This window comes from Amycolatopsis sp. NPDC005961, from assembly GCF_040629235.1.
GTDB lineage: Bacteria > Actinomycetota > Actinomycetes > Mycobacteriales > Pseudonocardiaceae > Amycolatopsis > Amycolatopsis camponoti.
In genome coordinates, this window is the sequence record NZ_JBEXVF010000001.1 from 234490 (window position 1) to 256416 (window position 21927).

At 71.7% G+C, this 21927-nt stretch carries 19 protein-coding genes; 8 read left to right on the forward strand and 11 right to left on the reverse strand.

Translation table 11 applies throughout. The features are described 5' to 3' along the window. Positions 1-36 precede the first annotated feature (36 nt). On the reverse strand, positions 37-2532 hold the full coding sequence (locus ABZ342_RS01145; protein WP_155545989.1) for a DNA translocase FtsK: 2496 nt from the start codon (positions 2530-2532) through the stop codon (positions 37-39). Positions 2533-2688: 156 nt separating this feature from the next. Between ABZ342_RS01145 and ABZ342_RS01150 the strand changes: the two genes are divergently transcribed. The 5 genes from ABZ342_RS01150 to ABZ342_RS01170 are packed head-to-tail and all read left to right on the forward strand — an operon-like array spanning position 2689 to position 7063. Continuing rightward, positions 2689-3504: a lysophospholipid acyltransferase family protein gene (locus tag ABZ342_RS01150; protein WP_230862756.1), complete on the forward strand. Its 816-nt coding sequence runs from the start codon at positions 2689-2691 to the stop codon at positions 3502-3504. Between the two features lie 34 nt (positions 3505-3538). Further along, the gene (gene wrbA / locus ABZ342_RS01155; protein ID WP_360468067.1) at positions 3539-4153 is read left to right on the forward strand and encodes an NAD(P)H:quinone oxidoreductase; all 615 of its coding nucleotides are present in this window, start codon (positions 3539-3541) and stop codon (positions 4151-4153) included. Between the two features lie 49 nt (positions 4154-4202). After that, the gene (locus ABZ342_RS01160; protein ID WP_155545986.1) at positions 4203-5150 is read left to right on the forward strand and encodes an EamA family transporter; all 948 of its coding nucleotides are present in this window, start codon (positions 4203-4205) and stop codon (positions 5148-5150) included. Between the two features lie 41 nt (positions 5151-5191). Beyond that, positions 5192-6553 (forward strand): amino acid permease, encoded by a 1362-nt coding sequence (locus ABZ342_RS01165; protein ID WP_360468068.1) that lies wholly within the window; start codon positions 5192-5194, stop codon positions 6551-6553. A gap of 54 nt (positions 6554-6607) precedes the next feature. Then, entirely contained in the window at positions 6608-7063 is a 456-nt protein-coding gene (locus tag ABZ342_RS01170; protein ID WP_360468069.1) for a VOC family protein, read from the forward strand. Here ABZ342_RS01170 and ABZ342_RS01175 read toward each other — a convergent pair. From ABZ342_RS01175 to thyX, 9 genes are all read right to left on the reverse strand, one after another. After that, positions 7060-8076, reverse strand: a complete 1017-nt coding sequence (locus ABZ342_RS01175; RefSeq protein WP_360468070.1) for a transcriptional regulator — start codon at positions 8074-8076, stop codon at positions 7060-7062. The genes ABZ342_RS01170 and ABZ342_RS01175 overlap by 4 nt on opposite strands. Before the next feature lie 46 nt (positions 8077-8122). Continuing rightward, a complete protein-coding gene (locus ABZ342_RS01180; protein WP_360468071.1) occupies positions 8123-9769 on the reverse strand; it encodes a VWA domain-containing protein in 1647 nt (548 codons plus the stop codon). A 354-nt stretch (positions 9770-10123) separates the two neighbouring features. Beyond that, positions 10124-11821: a ribonuclease J gene (locus tag ABZ342_RS01185; RefSeq protein WP_360468072.1), complete on the reverse strand. Its 1698-nt coding sequence runs from the start codon at positions 11819-11821 to the stop codon at positions 10124-10126. Continuing rightward, the gene (dapA, locus tag ABZ342_RS01190; protein WP_155545983.1) at positions 11818-12831 is read right to left on the reverse strand and encodes a 4-hydroxy-tetrahydrodipicolinate synthase; all 1014 of its coding nucleotides are present in this window, start codon (positions 12829-12831) and stop codon (positions 11818-11820) included. The genes ABZ342_RS01185 and dapA overlap by 4 nt, the downstream gene beginning before the upstream one ends. Positions 12832-12933: 102 nt before the next feature. Next, complete coding sequence (locus ABZ342_RS01195) at positions 12934-14418, reverse strand: serine/threonine-protein kinase (RefSeq protein ID WP_360468073.1); 1485 nt, start codon at positions 14416-14418, stop codon at positions 12934-12936. An 88-nt stretch (positions 14419-14506) separates the two neighbouring features. After that, positions 14507-14953: a hypothetical protein gene (locus tag ABZ342_RS01200; protein WP_360468074.1), complete on the reverse strand. Its 447-nt coding sequence runs from the start codon at positions 14951-14953 to the stop codon at positions 14507-14509. A 25-nt stretch (positions 14954-14978) separates the two neighbouring features. Continuing rightward, positions 14979-16220: an Nramp family divalent metal transporter gene (locus ABZ342_RS01205; RefSeq protein WP_360468075.1), complete on the reverse strand. Its 1242-nt coding sequence runs from the start codon at positions 16218-16220 to the stop codon at positions 14979-14981. A 116-nt stretch (positions 16221-16336) separates the two neighbouring features. Then, positions 16337-16735: an ACT domain-containing protein gene (locus tag ABZ342_RS01210; RefSeq protein ID WP_155545979.1), complete on the reverse strand. Its 399-nt coding sequence runs from the start codon at positions 16733-16735 to the stop codon at positions 16337-16339. Further along, positions 16735-17487 carry an FAD-dependent thymidylate synthase gene (gene thyX, locus ABZ342_RS01215; RefSeq protein ID WP_155545978.1) on the reverse strand — a complete coding sequence of 251 codons (753 nt, stop codon included), beginning with the start codon at positions 17485-17487 and terminating at the stop codon, positions 16735-16737. The genes ABZ342_RS01210 and thyX overlap by 1 nt, the downstream gene beginning before the upstream one ends. A 109-nt stretch (positions 17488-17596) precedes the next feature. Here thyX and ABZ342_RS01220 point away from each other — a divergent pair, with 109 nt between their 5' ends. The 3 genes from ABZ342_RS01220 to ABZ342_RS01230 all read left to right on the forward strand — a co-directional run bounded on the left by ABZ342_RS01220 (position 17597) and on the right by ABZ342_RS01230 (position 20689). Next, entirely contained in the window at positions 17597-18109 is a 513-nt protein-coding gene (locus tag ABZ342_RS01220; RefSeq protein ID WP_360468076.1) for a toxin-antitoxin system HicB family antitoxin, read from the forward strand. Between the two features lie 11 nt (positions 18110-18120). After that, positions 18121-19056: a DUF4097 family beta strand repeat-containing protein gene (locus ABZ342_RS01225; RefSeq protein WP_360468077.1), complete on the forward strand. Its 936-nt coding sequence runs from the start codon at positions 18121-18123 to the stop codon at positions 19054-19056. 559 nt (positions 19057-19615) lie between these two features. After that, positions 19616-20689 carry an ADP-ribosylglycohydrolase family protein gene (locus tag ABZ342_RS01230; protein ID WP_360468078.1) on the forward strand — a complete coding sequence of 358 codons (1074 nt, stop codon included), beginning with the start codon at positions 19616-19618 and terminating at the stop codon, positions 20687-20689. Here the strand turns inward: ABZ342_RS01230 and ABZ342_RS01235 are convergent. After that, positions 20683-21897, reverse strand: coding sequence for a crosslink repair DNA glycosylase YcaQ family protein (locus ABZ342_RS01235; protein WP_360468079.1), 1215 nt, complete (start codon positions 21895-21897; stop codon positions 20683-20685). The genes ABZ342_RS01230 and ABZ342_RS01235 overlap by 7 nt on opposite strands. Positions 21898-21927: the final 30 nt, after the last annotated feature.

The window sequence follows — 21927 nt, forward strand, 5'->3', positions numbered from 1 at the left end:
GCGCTCAGGACGGAACGAGCCCGGCCGCGGGTTGCACTACTCGTCGTCCGGGTCGGCCGGGACCGGGTCGCCGCCGCGGATCATGAACAGGACGCCTTCCAGCTCCTCGGGCTTGATCAGCACGTCGCGGGCCTTCGAGCCCTCCGACGGGCCGACGATCCCGCGGCTCTCCAGCAGGTCCATCAGCCGGCCCGCCTTGGCGAACCCGACCCGCAGCTTGCGCTGGAGCATCGACGTCGAGCCGAACTGGGACGTCACGATCAGCTCCGCGGCCTGCAGCAGGACGTCCAGGTCGTCCCCGATATCCGGGTCGATCTCCTTCTTCTCGCCGGCCTTCTGCGCGGTGACGCCGTCCTGGTAGTCCGGCTGCGCCTGCTCCTTCGCGTAGTTGACGACGGCGGAGATCTCCTCGTCGCCGACGAACGCGCCCTGGATGCGGACCGGCTTGCCGGCGCCCATGGGCAGGTACAGAGCGTCGCCCATGCCGATGAGCTTCTCCGCGCCCGGCTGGTCGAGGATGACCCGCGAGTCGGTCAGCGACGACGTCGCGAACGCCAGCCGCGAGGGCACGTTGGTCTTGATCAGGCCGGTGACGACGTCGACCGACGGCCGCTGCGTCGCGAGGACCAGGTGGATGCCGGCCGCGCGGGCCTTCTGGGTGATCCGGACGATCGCGTCCTCGACGTCGCGCGGGGCGGTCATCATCAGGTCGGCGAGCTCGTCGACGATCGCCATGATGTACGGGTACGGCCGGTACTCGCGCTCGGACCCGGGCGGCGCGGTGATCTCGCCGGACTTGACCTTCTTGTTGTAGTCGTCGATGTGCCGGACCTTGTTTACCTGCATGTCCTGGTAGCGCTGCTCCATCTCCTCCACCAGCCAGGCGAGCGCGGCGGCGGCCTTCTTCGGCTGGGTGATGATGGGCGTGATCAGGTGCGGGATGCCCTCGTAGGGCGTCAGCTCGACCATCTTCGGGTCGATCAGGATCATCCGGCACTCGTCCGGCGTCGCCCGCGCGAGCAGCGACACCAGCATCGAGTTGACGAAGCTCGACTTACCGGAACCGGTCGAACCGGCGACCAGCAAGTGCGGCATCTTCGTCAGGTTCGCCGTGACGAAGTGGCCCTCGATGTCCTTGCCGAGGCCGATCACCATCGGGTGGTTGTCCTTGACCGTGGACGGCGCGCGCAGCACGTCACCCAGGCGGACCATCTCGCGGTCGGAGTTCGGCACCTCGATGCCGACCGCGGACTTGCCCGGGATCGGCGCCAGCAGCCGGACGTTGTCGGTGGCCACGGCGTAGGCGATGTTCTTGGTCAGCGCGGTGATCTTCTCGACCTTGACGCCCGGGCCCAGCTCGACCTCGTACCGGGTGACCGTCGGGCCGCGGGTGAAGCCGGTGACCTGCGCGTCGATGCTGAACTGCTCCAGCACGCCGGTGATCGCCTCGATCATGGCGTCGTTGGCCTTGCTGCGGGACTTCGGCGCGTCGCCGAGCTTCAGCAGGTCGGGCGGCGGGAGCAGGTAGTCGCCTTCGACGGTCCGCGTGACCGCGAGCGGCGGTTCCGGGGCCTTCTTGGGCTTCTTCTCGGGCACCTCGGCCGGCTTGGGCACGACCGTGCTCGCCTTGGGCGGCTTGATCGGGGTCGGCGCCTCGGCCAGCATCGCGTCGAGGTCGAGCTGCTCGCCTTCGTGGTCGGCGCTGCTCTGGCGGCGGCGCGACGGCTTGCGCAGGCGCGCGGCCTTCGGGTCGGCCTCGGTGACGGCTTCCTCGTCGGTGGCGAAGCCGGCCTTCTGGTCCGCCTCGGCGATCTCCTCTTCGTCGAGGCCCCAGTTGCGCAGCCGGTGCGGGATCTCGCGGACCGGGGTGCCGGTGAACACGAGGACGCCGAAGACCAGCGCGAGGATGAGCAGCGGCACGGCGACCCAGGTGGTGACGCCCATGGTCAGCAGCCCTCCGGAGAAGGCGCCGATGATGCCGCCGGCGTACATCCGGCCGTCGTTGGTGTCCGGGAGCGCGGTGAAGATGTGCAGCATCCCGAGCACGGACAGGACGACCATGATGGTGCCGATCACCATCCGCGGCCGCGTCTCGGGGTGCGGCTCGGACCGCATCAGCGCGACGGCGACGACGACCAGCACCAGCGGCAGCGTGACGGCCCCGGCACCGAGGACGGTCCGGGTGGCGATCTCGACCCCGGCCCCGATCGGCCCGGCCGCCCGCCACCAGACGCCCACCGCGGCGACGATGGCCAGGGCCATCAGCCCGAGCGCGAGGCCGTCACGGCGGTGTTCGGGTTCCAGCTCCCGGGTGCGGCCGACGGTCCTGGCCAGCGTGCCGATGCCCTTGGCCAGCAGGTTCCAGGTGCCGCGGACGCCCTTGCCGAAGAGCCCCGGCGTCTTGCGGCGCGAGCGGGGGGCGGGCTTGCGCGCGGTGGACGTACGTGGCTTCGCGGGTGTACGCGGCTTACGCGCCGCTGCCCCCTTCGCGCCGCTGCCCGTACTTCGCTTCCTCGTCGCCGACCCAGCCATGCGTTCCACGGTAACCGGCCGTGGCCCTTCGTCACATGCGCCACTCTCGGCGCAGGGTGAACTTCTGCCTCACACCCGGGCACGAGCGGCCATCCGGGTGAACCGATCCGGCCAGTGCGCAATCGGGTGAAATCGGCGTCTGCCATGCTCTGCCCCATGCTCGCGCTGCGCACCGACGAACCGCCCCGCCGTGCCCCCGCCCTCTGGCGGACCATGCTGAACATCGACCGGGGACTGGTCAACCTCGTCGGGCGGCTGACCGTCAGCGGGCGCATCCCGGCCCAGCTGCGCGGCAAGCCGCTGCTGATGACCGCGAACCACATCGGCGTGTTCGACGCGTTCGTGCTGATGGCCGCGTGCAAGCGGATCGGCATCAACCCGCGGTTCATGCTGGCCGGCGGCATCCTCGACGCCCCGGTGATCGGGCCGGCGCTGCGGGTCAGCGGCCACCTGCGGGTCGACCGGAAGATCGCCGCGACCGCCGTCGGGCAGTTCGCCGAGGCCGTCGAAGCGCTCAAGACCACGCGCGAGCCGATCATCGTCTACCCGGAAGGCCGGATCAGCCACGACCCGGGCCTGTGGCCGGAGCGAGGCAAGACCGGCGCGGCGCGGCTCGCGCTGGCCGCGGGCGTTCCGGTGATCCCGATCAGCCAGTGGGGCGCGCACGAGGCCGTCTACTGGGGCACCGAGACCGTCAACGGCCCGGCCGACCTGCTCCCGCTCGCCCGCTCCGGGCTCAGCGCGCCCCTGCGCCGCCCGAAGTTCCGGGTGCACTTCGGCGACCCGGTCGACCTGTCGGACGTCGAGCCGGAGCGCCCGGGCGCCGGCGTGCGCGCGCACGCGAAGATCATGCAGGCCATCACGGACGGCCTGGTCCCGCTGCGCGCGGGCGAGCTGGACCGGCCGCGGTTCCACGACCCGACGCGGCCCACCGACACCGTCAGCCCGTGGAAGCCCAAGTCCGGATCCTGAGACGCCCGCCGCGGCACGCCTAGAGTCGGCGGACGTGAGCACACGGATACTCGTCGTCTACTACAGCTCGACCGGCAACACGGCCGCCCTCGCCGAGGCGCTCGCCGCGGGCGCCCGCGAGACCGGGGCCGAGGTGCGGGTGCGGACCGTGCCGGAGACGTTGCCCGCCGAGGCCATCGCGCAGAACCCGCGCTGGCAGGCGTGGATCGACTCGGGCCCGCACCACGCGCTGGCCACGCTCGACGACCTCGTGTGGGCCGATGGCCTCGCCTTCGGCAGCCCGACCCGGTTCGGCGGCCCGGCCGCCCAGCTGAAGTCCTATTTGGACAGCACGGGTGGGTTGTGGGCGAAGGGGAAGCTGGCCGACAAGGTCGCGACGTCGTTCACGACGGCGTCCACCCGGCACGGCGGGCTGGAGTCGACGCTGCTGGCGATCAACAACGTCTTCTACCACTGGGGCGCGATCGTCGTCCCGCTCGGCTACACCGACCCGCACCTGATGGAGTCCGGCAACCCGTACGGCGGCTCGTTCGTGTCGCGCAAGTCGGCGGCGCCGGACGAACTGGCCCTCGGCGCGCTGCGCGTCCAGGGGCGGCGGCTGGCCACGATCACGACGCACGTCGCGACCGGGCTGAAGCGGGCGGAATAACCGGAAAACCCGTTTCGGTAGTCACGCCGCGGGCCCTAGAGTCGCGGTGGTGACCACCGAGCTGCCCGTCCTCGCACCTCCCCGGGTCGCCCACCGCGGCCGCGGGACCACGCTCGTGCTGCTCGCGGCGCTGTTCTTCAGCACGTCGGGCACGCTGGGCAAGTCCGCGATGTCCGCCGGGTTCAGCCCGGAGCAGGTGGCCGCGATGCGGATCGGGGTCGCCGGGCTCGTGCTGCTCGCCGGGGTGGCGCTGGTGGCGCCGCGGAAGCTGCGGGTGCGCCGGAGCGAGCTGCCTGTACTGGCCGGGTACGGCCTGCTCGGCGTCGCCGGCGTGCAGCTGCTGTACTTCGTCGCCGCGGGCCGGATCCCGGTCGGCATCGCGATCCTGCTGGAGTTCATCTCGCCGGTGCTCATCGCGCTGTGGGTGCGGTTCGTGCGGGGCCACCGGCTGCCGCGGTCGGTGTGGGGCGGCATCGCCCTGGCCATGGCGGGACTGTCGCTGGTCGCCCAGGTCTGGCAGGGCGTCACGCTCAACGGCCTCGGACTGCTCGCCGGCCTCGGCGCGGCGCTGTGCTCGGCCGGGTACTTCCTGCTCGGCGAGCGCGCGGTGGCCGACATCGACCCGCTGGGCCTGGTCACCTGGGGCATGGTGATCGGCGCGGTCCTGGTCAGCCTGGTCGCGCCGCCGTGGACGTGGCCGGTCGGGCTGCTCGGCACGGACGTCGCGTTCGGCCCCTGGCGCCCGCCGGTGTGGCTCCTGCTCGTCCTGCTGGTGCTGGTCGCCACCGTGCTGGCCTACGTCTTCGGGATTTCGTCGCTGCGGCACCTGCCGGCGTCGGTGGCGAGCGTGCTCGGCCTGGTCGAGCCGGTGATCGTCACGGTCACGGCGTGGGCGCTGCTCGGCGAGGAGCTCACCTGGCCGCAGCTGCTCGGCTCGGCGATCCTGCTGGCCGGCGCGTTCCTGGTGCAGCGGAAGTCGGCGATCCTGACGAGCTGAGTTCTTCACGAAGTGACGTCGGAATGCGAGAATTCCACACCATGACGACGTCGGGGCTGCGGCCCGAGCTGCGGCAGCGGCACGTCCGGATGATCGCCCTCGGCGGCATCATCGGCGCGAGCCTGTTCATCGGCAGCGGCGCGGTGATCCGCACCGTCGGCCCGGCGGCCGTGCTTTCGTACGCGCTGGGCGGGCTGCTCGTGGTGCTCGTCATGCGGATGCTCGGCGAGATGGCGACGGCGGCCCCGGCGCTCGGCTCGTTCATGGAGTATGCGCGCGACTCGCTCGGCGGCTGGGCGGGCTTCACGATCGGCTGGCTGTACTGGTACTTCTGGGTCGGCGTGGTCGCGTTCGAAGCGGTGGCCGGCGCGAAGATCCTGCAGGGCTGGATTCCCGGTGTGCCGCAATGGGTGTTCTCGCTGGCGCTGATGCTGCTGCTGACGGCGACGAACCTGGCGTCGGCGCGGTCGTTCGGCGAGACGGAGTTCTGGCTCGCGTCGATCAAGGTCGCGACCATCGTGGTGTTCCTGGTACTGGGCCTGCTGTTCGTGCTCGGGCTCTGGCCGGGCGCGCACTTCTCGGTGGGCAACATCGGCCTCGACGGTTTCGTGCCCCACGGCGGGTTTTCGGTCGTCCACGGCGTGGTCATCGTGATCTTTTCGTATTTCGGCGCGGAGATCGTGACGATCGCGGCGGCCGAGTCCGACCAGCCGGAGACGGCGGTCCGCAGGGCGACGTCGACGATCGTCTGGCGCGTGATCGTGTTCTACGTGGGTTCGGTGGCCCTGCTGGTGATGATCACCCCGTGGCGCGAGATCCCGAGCGAGACGAGCCCGTTCGCGGCGGCGTTCGGCCGTTTCGGCGTCCCGGCGGCGTCCACAGTGGTCAGTGCGGTCGTCCTGACGGCGGCGCTGTCGGTGCTGAATTCGGGGCTGTACACGGCATCCCGGATGTTGTTCGCGCTGCGCCGCCACGGCTGGGCCCCGACGTGGGTGGCGCACACGAACGCACGCGGGGTGCCCTGGAAGGCGATCCTGGCGTCCACCTCGGTCGGGTACGTGGCGGTGGTGATGAGTTACGTGTCCCCGGACAAGATCTTCTACTTCATCATCAATTCGGCGGGCGCGGTGGCATTGTTCGTGTACGCGATCATTTGCGGCTCCCAGCTGCGAATGCGGCAGCGGCTGGAGGCTTCGTCGCCTGAGCTCTTGAAGCTGCGGATGTGGGGGTATCCGTGGCTGAGCTGGCTGACGTTGGCGATGACGCTGGTCGTGGTGGCGTCGATGCTGTTCGTGGACGAGGACACGCGGGCTCAGTTGTATCTGAGCTTGGTCAGCCTGGCGGTGATCCTGGCGGTGTACGCCTTCATCAGCCGCCGGCGATCGGGCGTCACGAGTGATTGACCGTGCCGGGAAACCGGACAGGTTGTGTCCGGTATTCGGGATAGCGTCCTGATCATGACAACGAACACCGTCCAGCTGGCCTCCGTCCGCGTGATCACCGACGACCTACCGCGACTCGTCCGCTTCTACGAGGTCCTCACCGGCGCCACCCCGCAGTACCTGACCGACGACTTCGTCGAGCTGGTGACACCGTCCGCGACCTTCGCGCTCAGCGCGCCGGAGCGGGTCGCTTTCATCACGGACAACCCACCGCGAGCGGCCGCCAACCGCACCGCCATCGTCGAGTTCGTCGTGGCGGACGTCGAATCCCTGCTTGCCCGCATGAAGACCGAACTCGGCGACGACCTCGACGTCGTGCAGGCGCCCACGATGATGCCCTGGGGCAACATGTCCGTGCTGATCCGCGACCCGGAAGGGTCACTCGTCAACCTCTACACGCCGGTCACGCCGCAGGCGCGGCGACTGCAGCAGAACCGGACACCCCGGATGCCACCGTCCACGCGGTCCTAGCCCGGGTCGCCGCCGGGATCGACGATCGCCGCGGCGATCAGCTTCTGGCCCAGCGCGGCAACGACCCCGTGCAGGGCTTCCGGCTGCTCGATGACGAACGGCCGATCGAGCGCGGCCAACCTTCCCGCGACCCATTCCAGACGTTCCGCACGGACGAAAATTCTCAGCCACCGACCATTTCCGGAGACGCCGGCTACCGGTTCGACCGATGCCAGCGTCTCCGGGAACAACGCTCGCACCTGCACTGCCTCGGCGTCGACGAGCACTGACACCTCATGTCGCCCGGGACCCGCCGCGAGCGGGCCCACGACCCGCCGCACCGGGTTCAGGTCGTCCGGCACCTCGAACGTGCCCTCCAGCAGGCGCAGACCGGCGATGCGGTCCAGGCGGAACGTCCGTTCCGCCTGGCGCCCGACGTCGTGGCCGGTGAGGTAGAGCAGCCCGTGCACGGCGACGATGCCGTGCGGATGAACGGTGCGCGACCGTGCAGGTCCGTGCCGCGGCAGGTAGTCGAAGGCGATCGGACGTCGGTCCCGCGCAGCCTGCGCCAGTCCGAGAAGCACTCTCGCGCTCGCCTCCTCGCCACCCCCGGTGCGCTCGGCCTCGCCGATCCGGCCGCCGGTGAAATTCACGGTTTCGACCACTGCGTCGATCTGCCGTGCCAGGGCCGGGGGCAGTACCCGGCGGACCTTCGAGGTGGCGGCCTCCACGTCACCGATCGAGGCCGGACCGGACCCCGGCCGGCCCGTCAGCAGCAGCCCCCAGACGACCGCCAGTGCTTCCTCGTCGGTGAGCATCAACGGAGGCATCCGGTAGTGGCGCGCCAGTCGGTAGCCGCCGTGACGACCACGCACGGAATCCACCGGAATGCCGAGGTCACGCAGGTGCTCCACGTAGCGGCGCACCGTGCGTCCATCCACGTTCAGCCGCTCGGCCAGCTCGGCCGAGGTACGGGTGCCACCGGACTGCAACAACTCGAGCAACGTCAGTACCCGAGCTGTCGGCCGTGCCACGTCGCCCATCCTCGGCCCAAGAGGTCGGATAACGAGCAGACACGCCCTAGCCGCCGGCGATTCGGCTCAGGGCTCCGAAAAACACGTCCGTGATCTTGGCCGGGTCCGGGGCCACGAACGCCTGGCCGCCCGTCGCCTTGGTCAGCTGGTCCAGTTCCGCCTGGTCCGCGTCCGGGCCGATGCCCACGCCGATCAGGGGGATCGGGCGGTGGGGGTCCTGGAGCTTCGCCAGCTCGGCCAGCAGGTCCGCGCGCGAGATTCCGTGTGGGTCCTCGTTGCGGCCGTCCGTCAGGACGATCACCAGGTTGAGCCGGCCGGGCTCCCACTCGCGGCGCGCGGTGCGGTACGTGTCCAGGACGCTGTCGTACAACCCCGTTCCGCCGTTCGGGGTGGCCCTCACCTGGGCCAGCTTGTCCAGCGCGCCGGTCGCCAGGTGCTGGGCCACCGACGCCATCGGCAGCAGCTCGCGGTAGTCCTTGTCGCCGTCGAGCCGCGTCGAGAACGCCAGCATCCGCAGCTGGGTCGTGGGCTTGAACAGGTGCAGCGCCTTCGCCGTCGCCTGCATCGACAGCTGCATCCGGTTCAGCCCGGTCCCCGGCACCTGCGCGTTCATCGACCCCGACACGTCGACGAGCACCTGCACCCGCGCGCTCAGGTTGATCCCGGCCCACTGGTTGAGCAGCTCGTCGACGGCTCCGGCAGCCGGCAGGTTCGCCGCCCGGAAACCGGACGTCGACACCCTCCGGTCGTCGTCGTGGTCGCGCAGCGCCTGGCCGCCCGCCGCGCGCAGGCCCGTCTTCGCGATGGCGTCCGCGCCCGCGTCGCCGAGAGCCGCTTCCCGGAGCGCCTCGATGATCGGCCGCTGCTGCGGGGTGATCCCGCCCAGCTCGGCGAACGGGTAGTCCAATGTGGGCACCGCGGTCGAGTAGACGGCGACGAGCGGCGACGTCGCGTCCTCGATGTTGTGGCGCAGCACCGAGTTCTCCGACGCGGGGAACATCGTCACCGCGGCCGTGCCGCCGGTGGCGCCCGAGCCGGGCAGCCGCGCGATCAGGTCCGTCTCCGCGCCGAGCGTGTTGGCCGAGACCCGCCGCAGCATCGCGACGTACGCGCCCGCCGGCTCGGTGGCCGCGCGGACGCTCTCCTTCAAGCCGAGCAGCGCCATCGCGCCGACCGAGTCGCGCGCCGGGTCCGACATCCCCGGGACGGCACCCTGCGCGCCCAGGACCTCCGCCCAGGTGGGTTGGTGGTCGGGCCAGCCGATGCCCTTCGCGACGTCCTCGGCGACGGCCAGCACCACCGGCGAACTGGCCATCGACGCCCCGGACTCGGGGACGTCGGCCGCGCCGAGCTGGTGGGCGCGGCGCAGCGCGAGGGTCGAGTCCGGCACCCACACCTGCGGCCGCAGGCTGCCGTCGGACAGGGCGAGCTGCTCGGCCGCGGCGGCCGCTTCCCTGGTCTGGACCTCCACGCTGCCGCACCGGAGGTCGAGACCACGCGCCACGATCGAAAGCGCGGGCGCGATGTCGGCGGACGCGGCGACGAGGACCTTGGCGGGCTGCTCGCACGTGGGCCGGGACCGCACCGCCGAGACGGTGACCCAGGCCGCCGCCCCGAGAACGACCACGAGACCGGTCGCGAGGGCGGGCACGAGCAGCCGGCGTCGTCGTCCGTCCGGCGAGTGGCGTCCCATCGGCGCGGCCTCTCTTCGGCGAGGCGGGGTGGGGATCAAGGTTAGCGCCCGGCAATCCACCGGCTCGTGGTCCAGACGGCCTAACAGCGGCCGCTCATACCCGGGTGGGATGCGCCAGTGGCCTGAAGTGGGATGTCCGCGCCCGGCCCGCGCGCGACACTGGAGCCCGACCGCTTGGGGGTAAGCACGAAACCGACACGAGCCGACCAGCGCCGGGCACGCCGCGCCCTGCTCCGCCAGACCGCCACCATCGCCTTCGCCCTGGGGCTGGCCAAGGTGGTGCGCCGGAAAGCCATGAGGGGCCCCTCATGGACGTGAAGTCCGTGCGGGGCCCCTCATGACGAAGACCGGAAGCTAGACCGGGATGACCGTCGGGACGATCATCGGGCGGCGGCGATAGGTGTCGGCCACCCAGCGGCCGACCACCCGGCGGACCGCCTGCGCGATCCGGTGCGTGTCGGTGATGCCCTCGGACTCCGTGCGCGCCAGCTCCATCTCCACCAGCGGCACGACGGCGTCGAGCGCCTTCGGGTCGTCGGAGAAGCCGCGGCCGGACACCGTCGGGGCGCTGACCGGGCGGCCCGTGCTGGAGTCCACCGCCACGCTGATCGAGATGAACCCGCCCTCGCCCAGCACCAGCCGGTCGGACAGGGTCGACTCGCCGACGTCGCCGACCGAGAGGCCGTCGACGTAGACGTGCCCGACCTCGACGCGCCCGGTGCGCGAGGCCTTGCCGTCGACCAGGTCGACGACCACGCCGTCTTCGGCGATCACCACGTTGTCCGGCGCGACGCCGGTGCGGATCGCCAGCTCGCCGTTCGCGCGCAGGTGCTTCCACTCGCCGTGCACCGGCATGACGTTGCTCGGCCGGACCGCGTTGTACAGGTAGAGCAGCTCGCCCGCCGACGCGTGGCCGGACACGTGCACCTTGGCGTTGCCCTGGTGGACGACGTTCGCGCCGAGCCGGGTCAGGCCGTTGACCACGCCGAACACCGCGGTCTCGTTGCCCGGGATCATCGAGCTGGCCAGCACGACGGTGTCGCCCGCGCGGATCGAGATCTGCCGGTGCTCGCCGCGCGCCATCCGCGACAGCGCCGAGAGCGGCTCGCCCTGCGAACCCGTCGAGACGAACAGGACCTTGCTCTCCGGCAGGTTGCTGGCCTGGTCGAGGTCGACGAGCAGGCCGTCCGGCACGTTGAGCAGGCCCAGCTCGGCCGCGATCCCCATGTTGCGGACCATCGACCGGCCGACGAACGCGATCCGGCGGCCGTGCCGCTGGGCGGCGTCGAGCACCTGCTGGACGCGGTGGACGTGGCTGGCGAAGCAGGCCACGATCACGCGCTGGTCGACGCGGCGGATGACGTCGTCGAGGACCGGGCCGATGTCGCGCTCGGGCATGACGAACCCGGGCACCTCGGCGTTGGTCGAGTCGACGCAGAACAGGTCGACGCCCTCGTCACCGAGCCGGGAGAAGCCGGCCAGGTCGGTGAGGCGGCCGTCGAGCGGGAGCTGGTCCAGCTTGATGTCGCCGGTGTGCAGCACCACGCCCGCCGGGGTGCGGATGGCGACGGCCAGCGCGTCCGGGATGGAGTGGTTGACCGCGAAGAACTCGAGGTTGAACACGCCGACGTCGCGGCGCTCGCCCTCGCGGACCTGGATCAGCTTCGGCCGCTGCCGGTGCTCCTTGGCCTTCGCCGCGAGCAGGGCGTTGGTGAACTTCGAGCCGTAGATCGGCAGGTCCGGCCGCAGGCGCAGGAGGAACGGGACGGCACCGATGTGGTCTTCGTGCCCGTGGGTGAGCACCAGACCTTCGATGTCGTCGAGCCGGTCCTCGATCGCGCGGAAGTCGGGCAGGATCAGGTCGACGCCGGGCTGGTCGTCCTCGGGGAAGAGCACCCCGCAGTCGACGATGAGCAGCCGGCCGCCGTACTCGAAGACGGTCATGTTGCGCCCGACCTCGCCGATACCGCCCAGCGCGACGACGCGCAAGGCTCCGGCGGGCAGTGCGGGCGGGGCGTTGGTGGGGCCTGGACCGGGGGGAAGTGAGCTCACCGAGGCAGGGTCCCAACGCTGGTGTGCGAGGTCGGCGCCACGTAGGCGGCCCTCGAATCTGCTTGTGCCACCCGCTCACCATGCCAGTCCTGGGCCGCCGTGTCGCCCAACGGCACGCCGCCCTGCCCGAGATCACCGGCGATCAGGGCCGTCTGTTCGGCCGTCGGGGCGACGATCGGGAGCCGCGGCTCGCCGGCGTCGAAGCCGCGCAGCCGCAGCGCCGCCTTGCTGAACGCGACCCCGCCGACCCGCGACATCGCGCGCAGCACCGGCAGCATGCCGCGGTGGTTGGTGCGCGCGGTGGACGTGTCGCCGTTCTCGTAGGCGTCGATCATCGCGCGGATCCGGCCCGCGACGACGTGACCGATCACACTCACCACGCCGGTGCCGCCGACGGAGATCCACGGCAGGTTCAGGCCGTCGTCACCCGAGTAGTAGGCGAGGTGGGTGTTGGCGATGACCTCGGAGCCGGCGATCAGGTCGCCCTTGGCGTCCTTGACCGCGACGATCCGCGGGTGCTCGGCCAGCCGCAGCAGCGTGTCGACCTCGATCGGCACGACCGAGCGCGGCGGGATGTCGTAGAGCATCACCGGCAGGCCGGAGCTGTCCGCGACCGCCGTGAAGTGCGCGTGCAGGCCGGCCTGGCTGGGCCGTGAGTAGTACGGGGTGACGACCAGCAGGCCGTGCGCGCCGGCCGCTTCGGCCTGCTTCGCCTGCTCGATGCTGTGCGCGGTGTTGTTGGTGCCCGCGCCGGCCACGACGGTCGCCCGGTCGCCGACGGCCTCGACCACGGCGCGGATGAGCTCCTGCTTCTCCGCGTCGCTCGTGGTCGGGCTCTCGCCGGTGGTGCCGTTGATGACGAGGCCGTCGTTCCCCAGCTCCACGAGGTGCTCGGCCAGCTCCTGCGCCCGCTTCAGGTCGAGTGCGCCTTCGGCGTCGAAGGGGGTGACCATCGCGGTGAGCACGCGCCCGAAGGGTCTTCCGGGCGCGGCGGTAGGTGGGTTGGACATGCTGAGACGGTACCCCGTCCCCCTGACGAAAACCGCGCCGACCTGGTCACGTCCGAGGAAGTGCGGAGGATTTCCGGGACCCGGCCGCTCATCGCGGAACTTCTACTTGACCTTGGTCACGATCGGCGCGGAGATCGGTCCGCCGTCGGCCTTGGCCAGCACGCAGTAGAACTCGCGCGTCGGGTACTCGCCGCTTTCCGTCGGGACGCTCTGCCACTGCTCCTGGGTCGGCACGAGCGCCCGGTACTTGAGGCCGTCGCGCTGGGTCGCGGGGACGATCGACGAGCGGAACGAGGCCGCGCAGCGGGCTTCGGCGGCCGCGGTGGTGGCGGCCAGGCCCGGGTAGCCGGCGATGGCCGCGTCGCTGTCGGACCAGCTCGCGGTGCCGATGACGTCTCCGGCGTCGTAGATCTCGAGGGTGTGGCTCTCCTTGCAGTCGCCGTCGTTCGCGTCGCTGATGACGCCGCCGTCCTGGACCGGGGCGTTGTAGCAGAGGTAGCTCGAACTGGCGTCGACCCGCATCTGCCCGCCGAGGCCGAAGGTCATCGTCGGCAGCTTCTGCTCGTCGACAGCCGGGGCCTCGAAGGCCTTGCCCGCGAAGAAGCCGCCGACCAGGGCACCGACGACCGCCACGGCGGCGACCGAGATCCACAGGGCGCGGTGGTCCTTCTTCGGTGGCTGCGGTGCGACCCGCGTCATCGGGCTGACCATCGCGGTGCCGCCCGGCGGGGTCGGCCGCATGCCCTGCGCCGTCGTCAGCAGGTTCTGCGCCTGCGCCGCGGTGAGCCGCGCGTCGGGGTTGGCGACGAGCAGGCCGAGGATCGCCGCGGCGATCGGGCCCTGGCCGCGGGTCAGGTACGGGATCTCGGTCATGATCGCGTGCAGCGTCGCCGCCGTGGTCGCGCGCTCGAACGGGATCGAGCCTTCGACGGCGAAGAACAGCGTCGCGCCGAGGGACCACAGGTCGGACGCGGGCAGCGCTTCGCGGCCTTCGACGCGCTCCGGCGCCATGAACGCGGGCGAGCCGACGATCATGCCGCTCGTGGTCAGGCGCGGGTCGTCGATGGCGTGGGCGATGCCGAAGTCCGTGAGCTTCACGCGGCCGTCCGGCGCGACCAGGATGTTCGCCGGCTTGACGTCGCGGTGCACGATCCCGGCGGCGTGCGCGGCCTGCAGCGCGGCCAGGACCCGCTCCCCCATCAGCGCGGCCTGCGCGGCGGGCATCGGGCCGCGCTGCCGGACGAGGTCGGCCAGCGACGGCGCCTCGACGAGCTCCATCACGATGAACGTCGTGCCGCCGTCGGTGATGACGTCGTAGACGGTCACGACGGCGGGATCGTTGAGCCGCCCGCCGGTGCGCACCTCGCGCAGCGCGCGCTCGGAGAAGACGGCGGCGGACTCGGCGTCGGGCAGCCGCAGCTCCTTGACGGCGACCTGCCGGCCGATGACCTGGTCCTGCGCCCGCCACACGACACCCATGCCGCCGCGGCCCAGCTCGCCGAGGAGCGCGTAACGGCCGGCGACAACCCGCTGACCAGGCGTGACGGGCGCCTGCGGTGGGTACGGCCGGGTCTGTTCGTCGGTCACGGTGCTCCTTCTAGCGGCGGTCGCGCAGATGCTAGTCGGACCGCCGGGCACCGCTGGGGGTTCCACCGAATTCGTGACTATGCGGAGTTCATCGGGGTGCGGTGTACGCCTCGCCGCGGTACGGGATCCACCGGTAGCCCGGGGCGAAGTCGCTGAACGCGGCCCGCTTGCCGGTCGCGGCCCAGATGTCCTCGCTGACCACGAGACCCGGGAAGCGCGTCAGGTCGTTCTCGGCCATCAGCTCGGCGTAGGTGCGGAACTTGTCGGTGTCGACCCCCGCCAGCGCGTAGCGGTAGACCGGCGGCGCCGTGCGGAGCAGCCAGTAGAGCCGCCGCCCGGCGGCGGTCATGGCCGTCGCGTCCTCGGCGGACTCGATGCCCTTGCCGCCGGGGTCTTCGGGCGCGATCCCGCACCACCAGCCGCTGCCGCCATCGGAGAAGATGCGGGACGGGAACCCGTCGAAGTGGCGCGCGAGGTCCCGGGCGTGGGTTTCCCGCCCACCGCATTCGGCGTTGAGGGCGAAGCTCCAGGCCATGGCCGCGGCCTCCTGTTCGTGGGGCTCAGCCGGTGAAGGTGAGATAGACCAGCACCAGGTTGAGCGCGATGATCACCACCGCGATCAGCGATGCCGCGATGGTCGTCAGCCTGCGGTTGGCGTCCGCGCCCATCAGATCACGGTCCGCTGTCAGCCGGATCAGCGGTACCAGCGCGAACGGGATCCCGAACGACAGCACGACCTGCGAGACGACCAGCGCGGCACTCGGATCGGCGCCGAGGGCGAGCACGACGATCGCCGGGATCAGCGTGACGAGACGGCGCACGACCAGCGGAATCCGCTTGTGCAGCAACCCCTGCATGATCATCGCGCCCGCGTACGCGCCCACCGACGTCGACGCCAGGCCCGACGCCAGGAGGCCGATCGCGAACAGCAGCGCGATACCCGGGCCGAGGGCCACCGCGACCGCGGCGTGCGCGCCCTCGATGCTGTCGACGCCCTCCTGGCCCTGCAGGTTGGTCGCGGCGAGCAGCAGCATGCCGAGGTTCACCGCGCCGGCCAGCAGCATCGCCAGCCCGACGTCGGCGCGGGTGGCGCGCAGCAGGCGGCGGCGGGTGGTGACGTCCGGGAGGCCGTGCCGGTCGCGGACCAGGCCGGAGTGCAGGTAGACGGCGTGGGGCATGACCGTCGCGCCCAGCATCGCGGCGGCGATGAGGACGCTGCCGGAGCCGTCGAACATCGGCACCAGCCCGCCGAGCGTGCCCGATGCCGACGGCGGCTCGACGAACAGGCTGGCCAGGAACCCGACCGCGATGACCAGCAGCAGGCCGGTGACGACGCGCTCGAACGTCCGCTGGCCGCCGCGGTCCTGGACCGCCAGCAGCGTCAGCGAGACGGCGCCGGTGACCAGGCCGCCGGCGACGAGCGGCAGGTCGAAGAGCAGGTAGAGGGCGATGGCGCCGCCGACGACCTCCGCGAGGTCGGTGGCGATGGCGACGACCTCGGCCTGCAGCCAGTAGGCGATCCGCGCGCGCCGGGACAGCCGGGCGCGCAGGGCCTCCGGCAGCGACATCCCGCTGACCAGGCCGAGCTTCGCCGACAGGTACTGCACGAGCACGGCCATCAGGTTCGCCGCGACGATCACCCAGACCAGCAGGTAGCCGTAGCGGGCGCCGGCACTGATGTTGGACGCGACGTTGCCCGGGTCGACGTAGGCGATCGCGGCGACGAACGCCGGGCCCAGCAGGGCCGACCCGGCGCGCAAGCGCGACGCGAGTTTCGGCCGCACCGCCTCGGTGACCGCCATGGCGCCTGCCTCTCAAACCGGATGTCGGGGACCCCAAATCGAAGTTTAGGCATGCCGAACTTTCGATTTCAAGGGTGACGGCTCCCACCGTCGCCCCCGGGTACCCGGAAAACGGGTCAGGAGTGGTCGACTTCGTGGCCGGATTCGCGCAGCGCCTTGACGGCGTGGCCGAGGTCGGTGGCGCGGACCAGGATGTGGTCGGTGTCGAACGTGGACATCGAGAACAACGCGACACCGGCCGCGGCCAGCTCCGAGGCCAGCGCGGCGATGATGCCGGTGAGCGTGAACTCCAGCGGCCCGCGGACCGAGAGCAGCCGCCAGCCGTCCTCGGACGCCGTGCCGCCCGCCGGTTCGCGCCCGGCCGGGCAGATCACGGACAGCTCTTCGGGCGTCCGGGTCACCGAGACGAACGCGGGCTCGCCGGGAGCGAGGAGCTCGGCGGGCACCGGGGCGTCGGCGGGCAGCCGGACGACGGCGTACTCACCGGGACGGACATCGATCGCGAGGCGCTTCATCAGCCTTCGAACACCTTCGGGCTCGTAGCGATCTCGGTGCCGTCCGGCAACGTCGAGATGGTGAAGTCGGCGAACACGTTCGCCGCGGCTTTCTGCAGGTGCCGCAGGCATTCCACGGCCAGCTGCCGGATTTCGACGTCGGCGTGCTCGGTGGCGCGCATCGCGACGAAGTGCCGCCAGGCCCGGTAGTTCCCGGTGACGACGATGCGCGTCTCGGTCGCGTTCGGCAGCACGGCGCGCGCGGCCTGGCGGGCCTGCTTGCGGCGCAGCGTCGCGCTCGGGACGTCGGCGAACTTCTCCTCGAGACCGGCGAGGAGCTCGGTGTAGGCGTCGACGCTCGCCTGGGCCGCGGCGAGGAACTTCTCGTGCAGCACGGGGTCGTTCGCGATGACGTCCGGCTCGACGATCTCGGCGTCGCGCTCGGGCACGTACCGCTGGGAGAGCTGGGAGTACGAGAAGTGGCGGTGCCGGATCAGCTCGTGGGTCAGGGAACGCGAGATGCCGGTGAGGTAGAAGGTCACCGATCCGTGCTCCAGCACCGAAAGGTGGCCGACGTCCATGATGTGCTCGAGGTACCCGGCGTTGGTCGCGGTGGCGGGGTTCGGCTTCGTCCAGGACTGGTAGCAGGCGCGGCCGGCGAACTCCGCGAGCGCCTCGCCGCCGTCCGCGTCGGTCGTCCACGGGACGTCCGCGGGCGGGAAGAACTCCGTCTTCGCGATCAGCTGCACCCTCGGTGACACGGTTTCGGCCACGTCCGCACTCCTTCCGCAAGCTCCCCACGCAGCCTAACCGCGCGCGGTCCCCCACTCCCGGGCGACAGGCTTCCTTGACTGACACCACGGATGACGTCATAGTGGTGTCATGGACCTGACGCCGTACATCGCCAACCTTCGCGAGGACCTCGCGAACACGGCTGCCGCCGGGGACGAGCACACCCGGCGGGCGGCCGCGCTGCTGTCTTCCGCGCTCGAACCCGCCGTCCGCCTGACGCTCATGAACGCCCTCGCCGACCTCGCCGCCGAGGTCACGGCCGCTCTGCCCGGCCAGGTGGTCGACGTGCGACTGGACGGCCGGGACGTCCGCGTGGTCGTTTCCGGGGCCGCCGAAGAGGTGTCGCCACGGGCGACACCACGTGACACCACGCCGCCACCACCGATCGACGGCGGTGACATCTCGCGCATCACGCTGCGCCTGGTCGAGCAGATCAAGGGCCAGGCCGAGCGCGCGGCGCAGGCGCAGGGCGTCTCGCTGAACACGTTCGTCTCCCAGGCGGTGCAGGGGGCGCTCGGGCACGGCGCGCTCGGCGGCGGCGCCAAGCACCACGGCAAGGGCGAGCGGCCCGGGTCGCACCTGCACGGCTGGGTCGAAGGCTGAGGGGATCGAAGATGAGTGACGAAGAGACGACACCGGCCGGGGAAACTCCCGAGGAGTCCGGCGAGCTGGTCCGGATCGACGAGTTCGAGACCGACGTCCCGCTGGAGCTGGACCTCGGCGTGACGATCGGGCGCGTCGAGGTCGTGCTGGAAGGCGACTCCGGTGCCCGCGTCGAGCTGCGGCACGACCGGGGCGAGCAGCAGCCGTGGGTGGCGGGGGTCAACAGCCTGCTGTCCTGGGTCGGCGAGCGCTTCGGCGACCAGCTGGGCGTGGACCCGTCGGGGGCGGACCCGGCCGAGGCGGTGCGGCAGAGCCGGATCGAGAAGCTGGGCAACCGACTGGTCGTCCAGGCGCCGAAGGCGTGGCAGCTGCGCAACGTCGCGCTGTCGGTGACCGTGCGCGCCCCGGCGGGTTCGCACGTCGAGGTGCGGGCGGGCGCGGCGGACGTCACGGTGACCGGCTCGGCCGGGCGTGTCGACCTGCTGACCGGCTCCGGCGAGGTCAAGCTCGACCGCGCCGACGGCTCGGCGACGATCCGCACGGGCAGCGGCGGCATCAAGCTCGGCCCGACGCTCGGCGGGCTGCAGCTGCGCAGCGGCAGCGGCCACGTGGAGGCGTCGTCGATCGCGGGCTCGGCCACGCTGGCGACGGGCACGGGCGACGTCTGGCTGGGCGCGGTCTCGGGCGAGGTGATGGCCCGCACGGGCAGCGGCGACCTGTCGGTGGCGGACGCGGCTTCGGGCACGCTCGACCTGATCACGGGTTCGGGCGAAGTCCGCATCGGCATCCGCGGCGGCACGGCGGCAGAGGTGGACCTGACGTCCAGCGGCGGGAAGGTGTCCAGCGAGCTGGACATCGCGGACAGCGCGCCGTCGGGTGGAGTGAAGCTGAAGGTGAGGGCCAGGACGGGCTCCGGCAACGCCGTGGTGACGCGCGCGGCCGGCTGAGTAAGGGGGAACGGGTCGTTCCCGGTGGGGGCCGGGAACGACCCGTTTTTTGTGCCAGGGCGGCTCCCGCGGCCGCCCGGGCAAGGGGGTGGCGGGCCGTTCCCGGCGGGGATCTCCGGGAACGGCCCGCACTCGCCGCGCCGGGGCGGCGACCGGCTCGGCACAGCCGACCTGCGGCGCCCACAACAGCCGCCCCGACCGCCCGCAACCGACCGGCCGGGAACACTCCACCCTCGCGACGCAAGAGCGACCAGCCCAGCACAACAGACCTCTGGCGCCCGCAACAGCCGCCCCGACCGGCCGGGAACACTCCACCCTCGCGACGCAAGAGCGACCGGCTCAGCACAGCCGACCTCCGGCGCCCGCAACAGCCGCCCCGACCGCCCACAGCCGGCACTCGGGCACACCTCACCCTCACCGCTCAGGGGCGGCGACCGGCTCCGCGCAGCCGACCTCCGGCGCCGACGACAGCCGCCCCGGCCGCCCGCGACCCCCGGCCGACCACGGCCTTGCCCCGCGGCGTAGGGACCGACCGCGTTCTTGCTGTCAGGATGGCGGCATGACCTTCACGGGGACCGCCGACGCCGTGTACCGGACCCGGCTGCGGGGCTGCCTGCTCGGCGGTGCTCTCGGCGATGCCCTCGGCAAGCCGGTCGAACTCGAGCCGTTGGCGAACATCCGGCAGCCGGTGGAGCTGGTGCCGAACACCCACGGCCTCGCCGAGATCACCGATGACACCCAGCTCACGCTGTTCGGCCTCGAAGGGTTTCAGCGCGGCTGGGTCCGCGCCCGGGCGAAGGGCATCAGTGGCGCGCTGGGGGCGCTGGTCCGTGAGGGCTACCTGCGCTGGCTCGACACCCAGGAGCACCCGGCTCCCCCGCCCGCGGACGACGGGCACCGGACCGGGCAGCTGCGGCTGGAGCCGTGGCTCTACGCGCGGCGGGGGCCGGGGCGCGCTTGTCTTTCGGGGCTGCGGGCCTCCTTCACGCCTCAGCCCTACGCCGAGCTGACTGGCCGGCCCGGGCCGGTCAACCCGGACTCCAAGGGCTGCGGGACCGTCATGCGCTCGGCGCCGTTCGGGTTCGCCGGGCGGCCGGACGGCGCCTTCGTGCTGGCGGCCAACTGTGCGCAGATCACCCACGGGCACCCGACCGCCTACTACGCCGCGGGCGCCTTCGCCGCGATGATCGCCTGTCTCTTCGAAGGCGAGTCCGTGGAAGGCGCCGTGCTGCGGTCGATGCGGTTGCTGGCGCGGTATCCCGGCCACGACGAGACGACCGCCGCCCTGCGCCGGGCGCTCGACCTCGTCGAAGCCGGCGATCCCGGGCCGGACAAGGTGGAGTCGCTCGGGGGTGGCTGGGTGGCCGAAGAAGCGCTGGCGATCGCGGTCTACGTCGCGCTGGCGCCCGTCCCGCACCGGAAGTCCGCACTGGTCAAGGAAAAGCTTCGCCTGGCCGTGACGCACTCCGGTGACAGCGATTCGACGGGCTCGATCTGCGGCAACCTCCTCGGTGCGGCGTCAGGCGAGGAAGTCCTGCCCTACGACTGGCTCACCCGCCTCGAAGGCCGCACCACGATCACCCGGCTCGCCGACGACTTCGCCACCGAAACGGCCCAGACCGCGAGCTACTGAGCCAGCTTCTTCAACGCCGGAGCCAAATCACCTCGCGAACCCACGGCCACGCCCGACAAGCCCAGCCAAGAAGCCATGTGCCGCAGCTCCGCCGCCAGCTCCGGGAGCACCCGGGCCAAGTCGGCGCCTTCCTCGGCGAAGGCTCCCTGGACCCTCAGTACCCCCGCTGCGCGGTCGGACTTCAGGTCCACCCGGGCCACCAGCGAGCCGTCCAGGAGGAACGGGAACACGTAGTACCCGTACACCCTCTTCGGCTCCGGGACGTAGATCTCGATGCGGTACCTGAACCCGAACAGGCGCTCCGTGCGGGCGCGCTCCCAGATCAGCGGGTCGAACGGGCAGAGCAAGGCACGACCGGTCACCGTCCGCGGGGTCCGGGCAGAAACGTGGCGGTACGCCGTCGCCTTCCAGCCGTGGACCGCCAGCGGCTCCAGGACTCCCGACTCCACCAGCTCCGACACCGCCTGGCGGGCCGTGGCCGGGCCCAGGCGGTAGTAGTCGCGCAGGTCCGTCTCCGTCGCCACGCCCAACGCTCGCGCCGACCGCTCGATCAAGCCCCGCGCGCCTTCCTCCGCCGACACCGTGCGCGACAGGACCTCCGGCGGGACCACCCGCTCCGTGAGGTCGTAGAGCCGCTCGAACGAGCGGCGCGTGCCCGTGGTCAGCTGGCCGATGCCGAACAGGTACTCGCAGACGCGCTTGACCTCCGACCGCTCCCACCACGAGCCCGGGCCGCGACGCTGCGCGTCCGCCGCCACCTCGCGCTCGATGCCGCCCGCGCCGATCGGGCCCAGCTCCTTCACCACCGACAGGATCTCTTCGACCAGGCCCGGCGACTTCTCGATCAGCGGCCCGTAGTGCTTCCACCAGCCGTCACGCTTCGCGCCCGAACGGATCAGCGGCCAGTCCTCGACCGGCAGCAAGCTCGCCTCGTGCGCCCACGTCTCGACCAGCAGCCGCGGCTGACGCGCCGAGTGCGACCACGCCGCGTCGTCCAGCAACGCGGGCTCGTACGCGCCCAGCCGCGAGAACACCGGCATGTAGTGCGCCCGGACCGCGACGTTCACCGAGTCCAGCTGCAGCAGCTGGACGCGCGAAAGCACGCGTTTCAGGTGCCGCCGCGAAACCGGACCGGACGGACGTGGGTCGGCGAAGCCCTGTGCGGCCAGGAAGGTCTTCCGGGCCGTCGTGACGCTGATCGTTTGCATGGTCCCGTCATGGTGCCACCCACCACCGAC

What these genes read in the sequence shown, in the direction of transcription:
- ABZ342_RS01145 (WP_155545989.1), bottom strand. Translation starts at nt 2,532, where the DNA reads ATGGCTGGGTCGGCGACGAGGAAGCGAAGTACGGGCAGCGGCGCGAAG.
- ABZ342_RS01150 (WP_230862756.1), top strand. Translation starts at nt 2,689, where the DNA reads ATGCTCGCGCTGCGCACCGACGAACCGCCCCGCCGTGCCCCCGCCCTC.
- ABZ342_RS01165 (WP_360468068.1), top strand. Translation starts at nt 5,192, where the DNA reads ATGACGACGTCGGGGCTGCGGCCCGAGCTGCGGCAGCGGCACGTCCGG.
- ABZ342_RS01170 (WP_360468069.1), top strand. Translation starts at nt 6,608, where the DNA reads ATGACAACGAACACCGTCCAGCTGGCCTCCGTCCGCGTGATCACCGAC.
- ABZ342_RS01180 (WP_360468071.1), bottom strand. Translation starts at nt 9,769, where the DNA reads ATGGGACGCCACTCGCCGGACGGACGACGACGCCGGCTGCTCGTGCCC.
- dapA (WP_155545983.1), bottom strand. Translation starts at nt 12,831, where the DNA reads ATGTCCAACCCACCTACCGCCGCGCCCGGAAGACCCTTCGGGCGCGTG.
- ABZ342_RS01200 (WP_360468074.1), bottom strand. Translation starts at nt 14,953, where the DNA reads ATGGCCTGGAGCTTCGCCCTCAACGCCGAATGCGGTGGGCGGGAAACC.
- ABZ342_RS01205 (WP_360468075.1), bottom strand. Translation starts at nt 16,220, where the DNA reads ATGGCGGTCACCGAGGCGGTGCGGCCGAAACTCGCGTCGCGCTTGCGC.
- ABZ342_RS01210 (WP_155545979.1), bottom strand. Translation starts at nt 16,735, where the DNA reads ATGAAGCGCCTCGCGATCGATGTCCGTCCCGGTGAGTACGCCGTCGTC.
- ABZ342_RS01220 (WP_360468076.1), top strand. Translation starts at nt 17,597, where the DNA reads ATGGACCTGACGCCGTACATCGCCAACCTTCGCGAGGACCTCGCGAAC.
- ABZ342_RS01225 (WP_360468077.1), top strand. Translation starts at nt 18,121, where the DNA reads ATGAGTGACGAAGAGACGACACCGGCCGGGGAAACTCCCGAGGAGTCC.
- ABZ342_RS01230 (WP_360468078.1), top strand. Translation starts at nt 19,616, where the DNA reads ATGACCTTCACGGGGACCGCCGACGCCGTGTACCGGACCCGGCTGCGG.
- ABZ342_RS01235 (WP_360468079.1), bottom strand. Translation starts at nt 21,897, where the DNA reads ATGCAAACGATCAGCGTCACGACGGCCCGGAAGACCTTCCTGGCCGCA.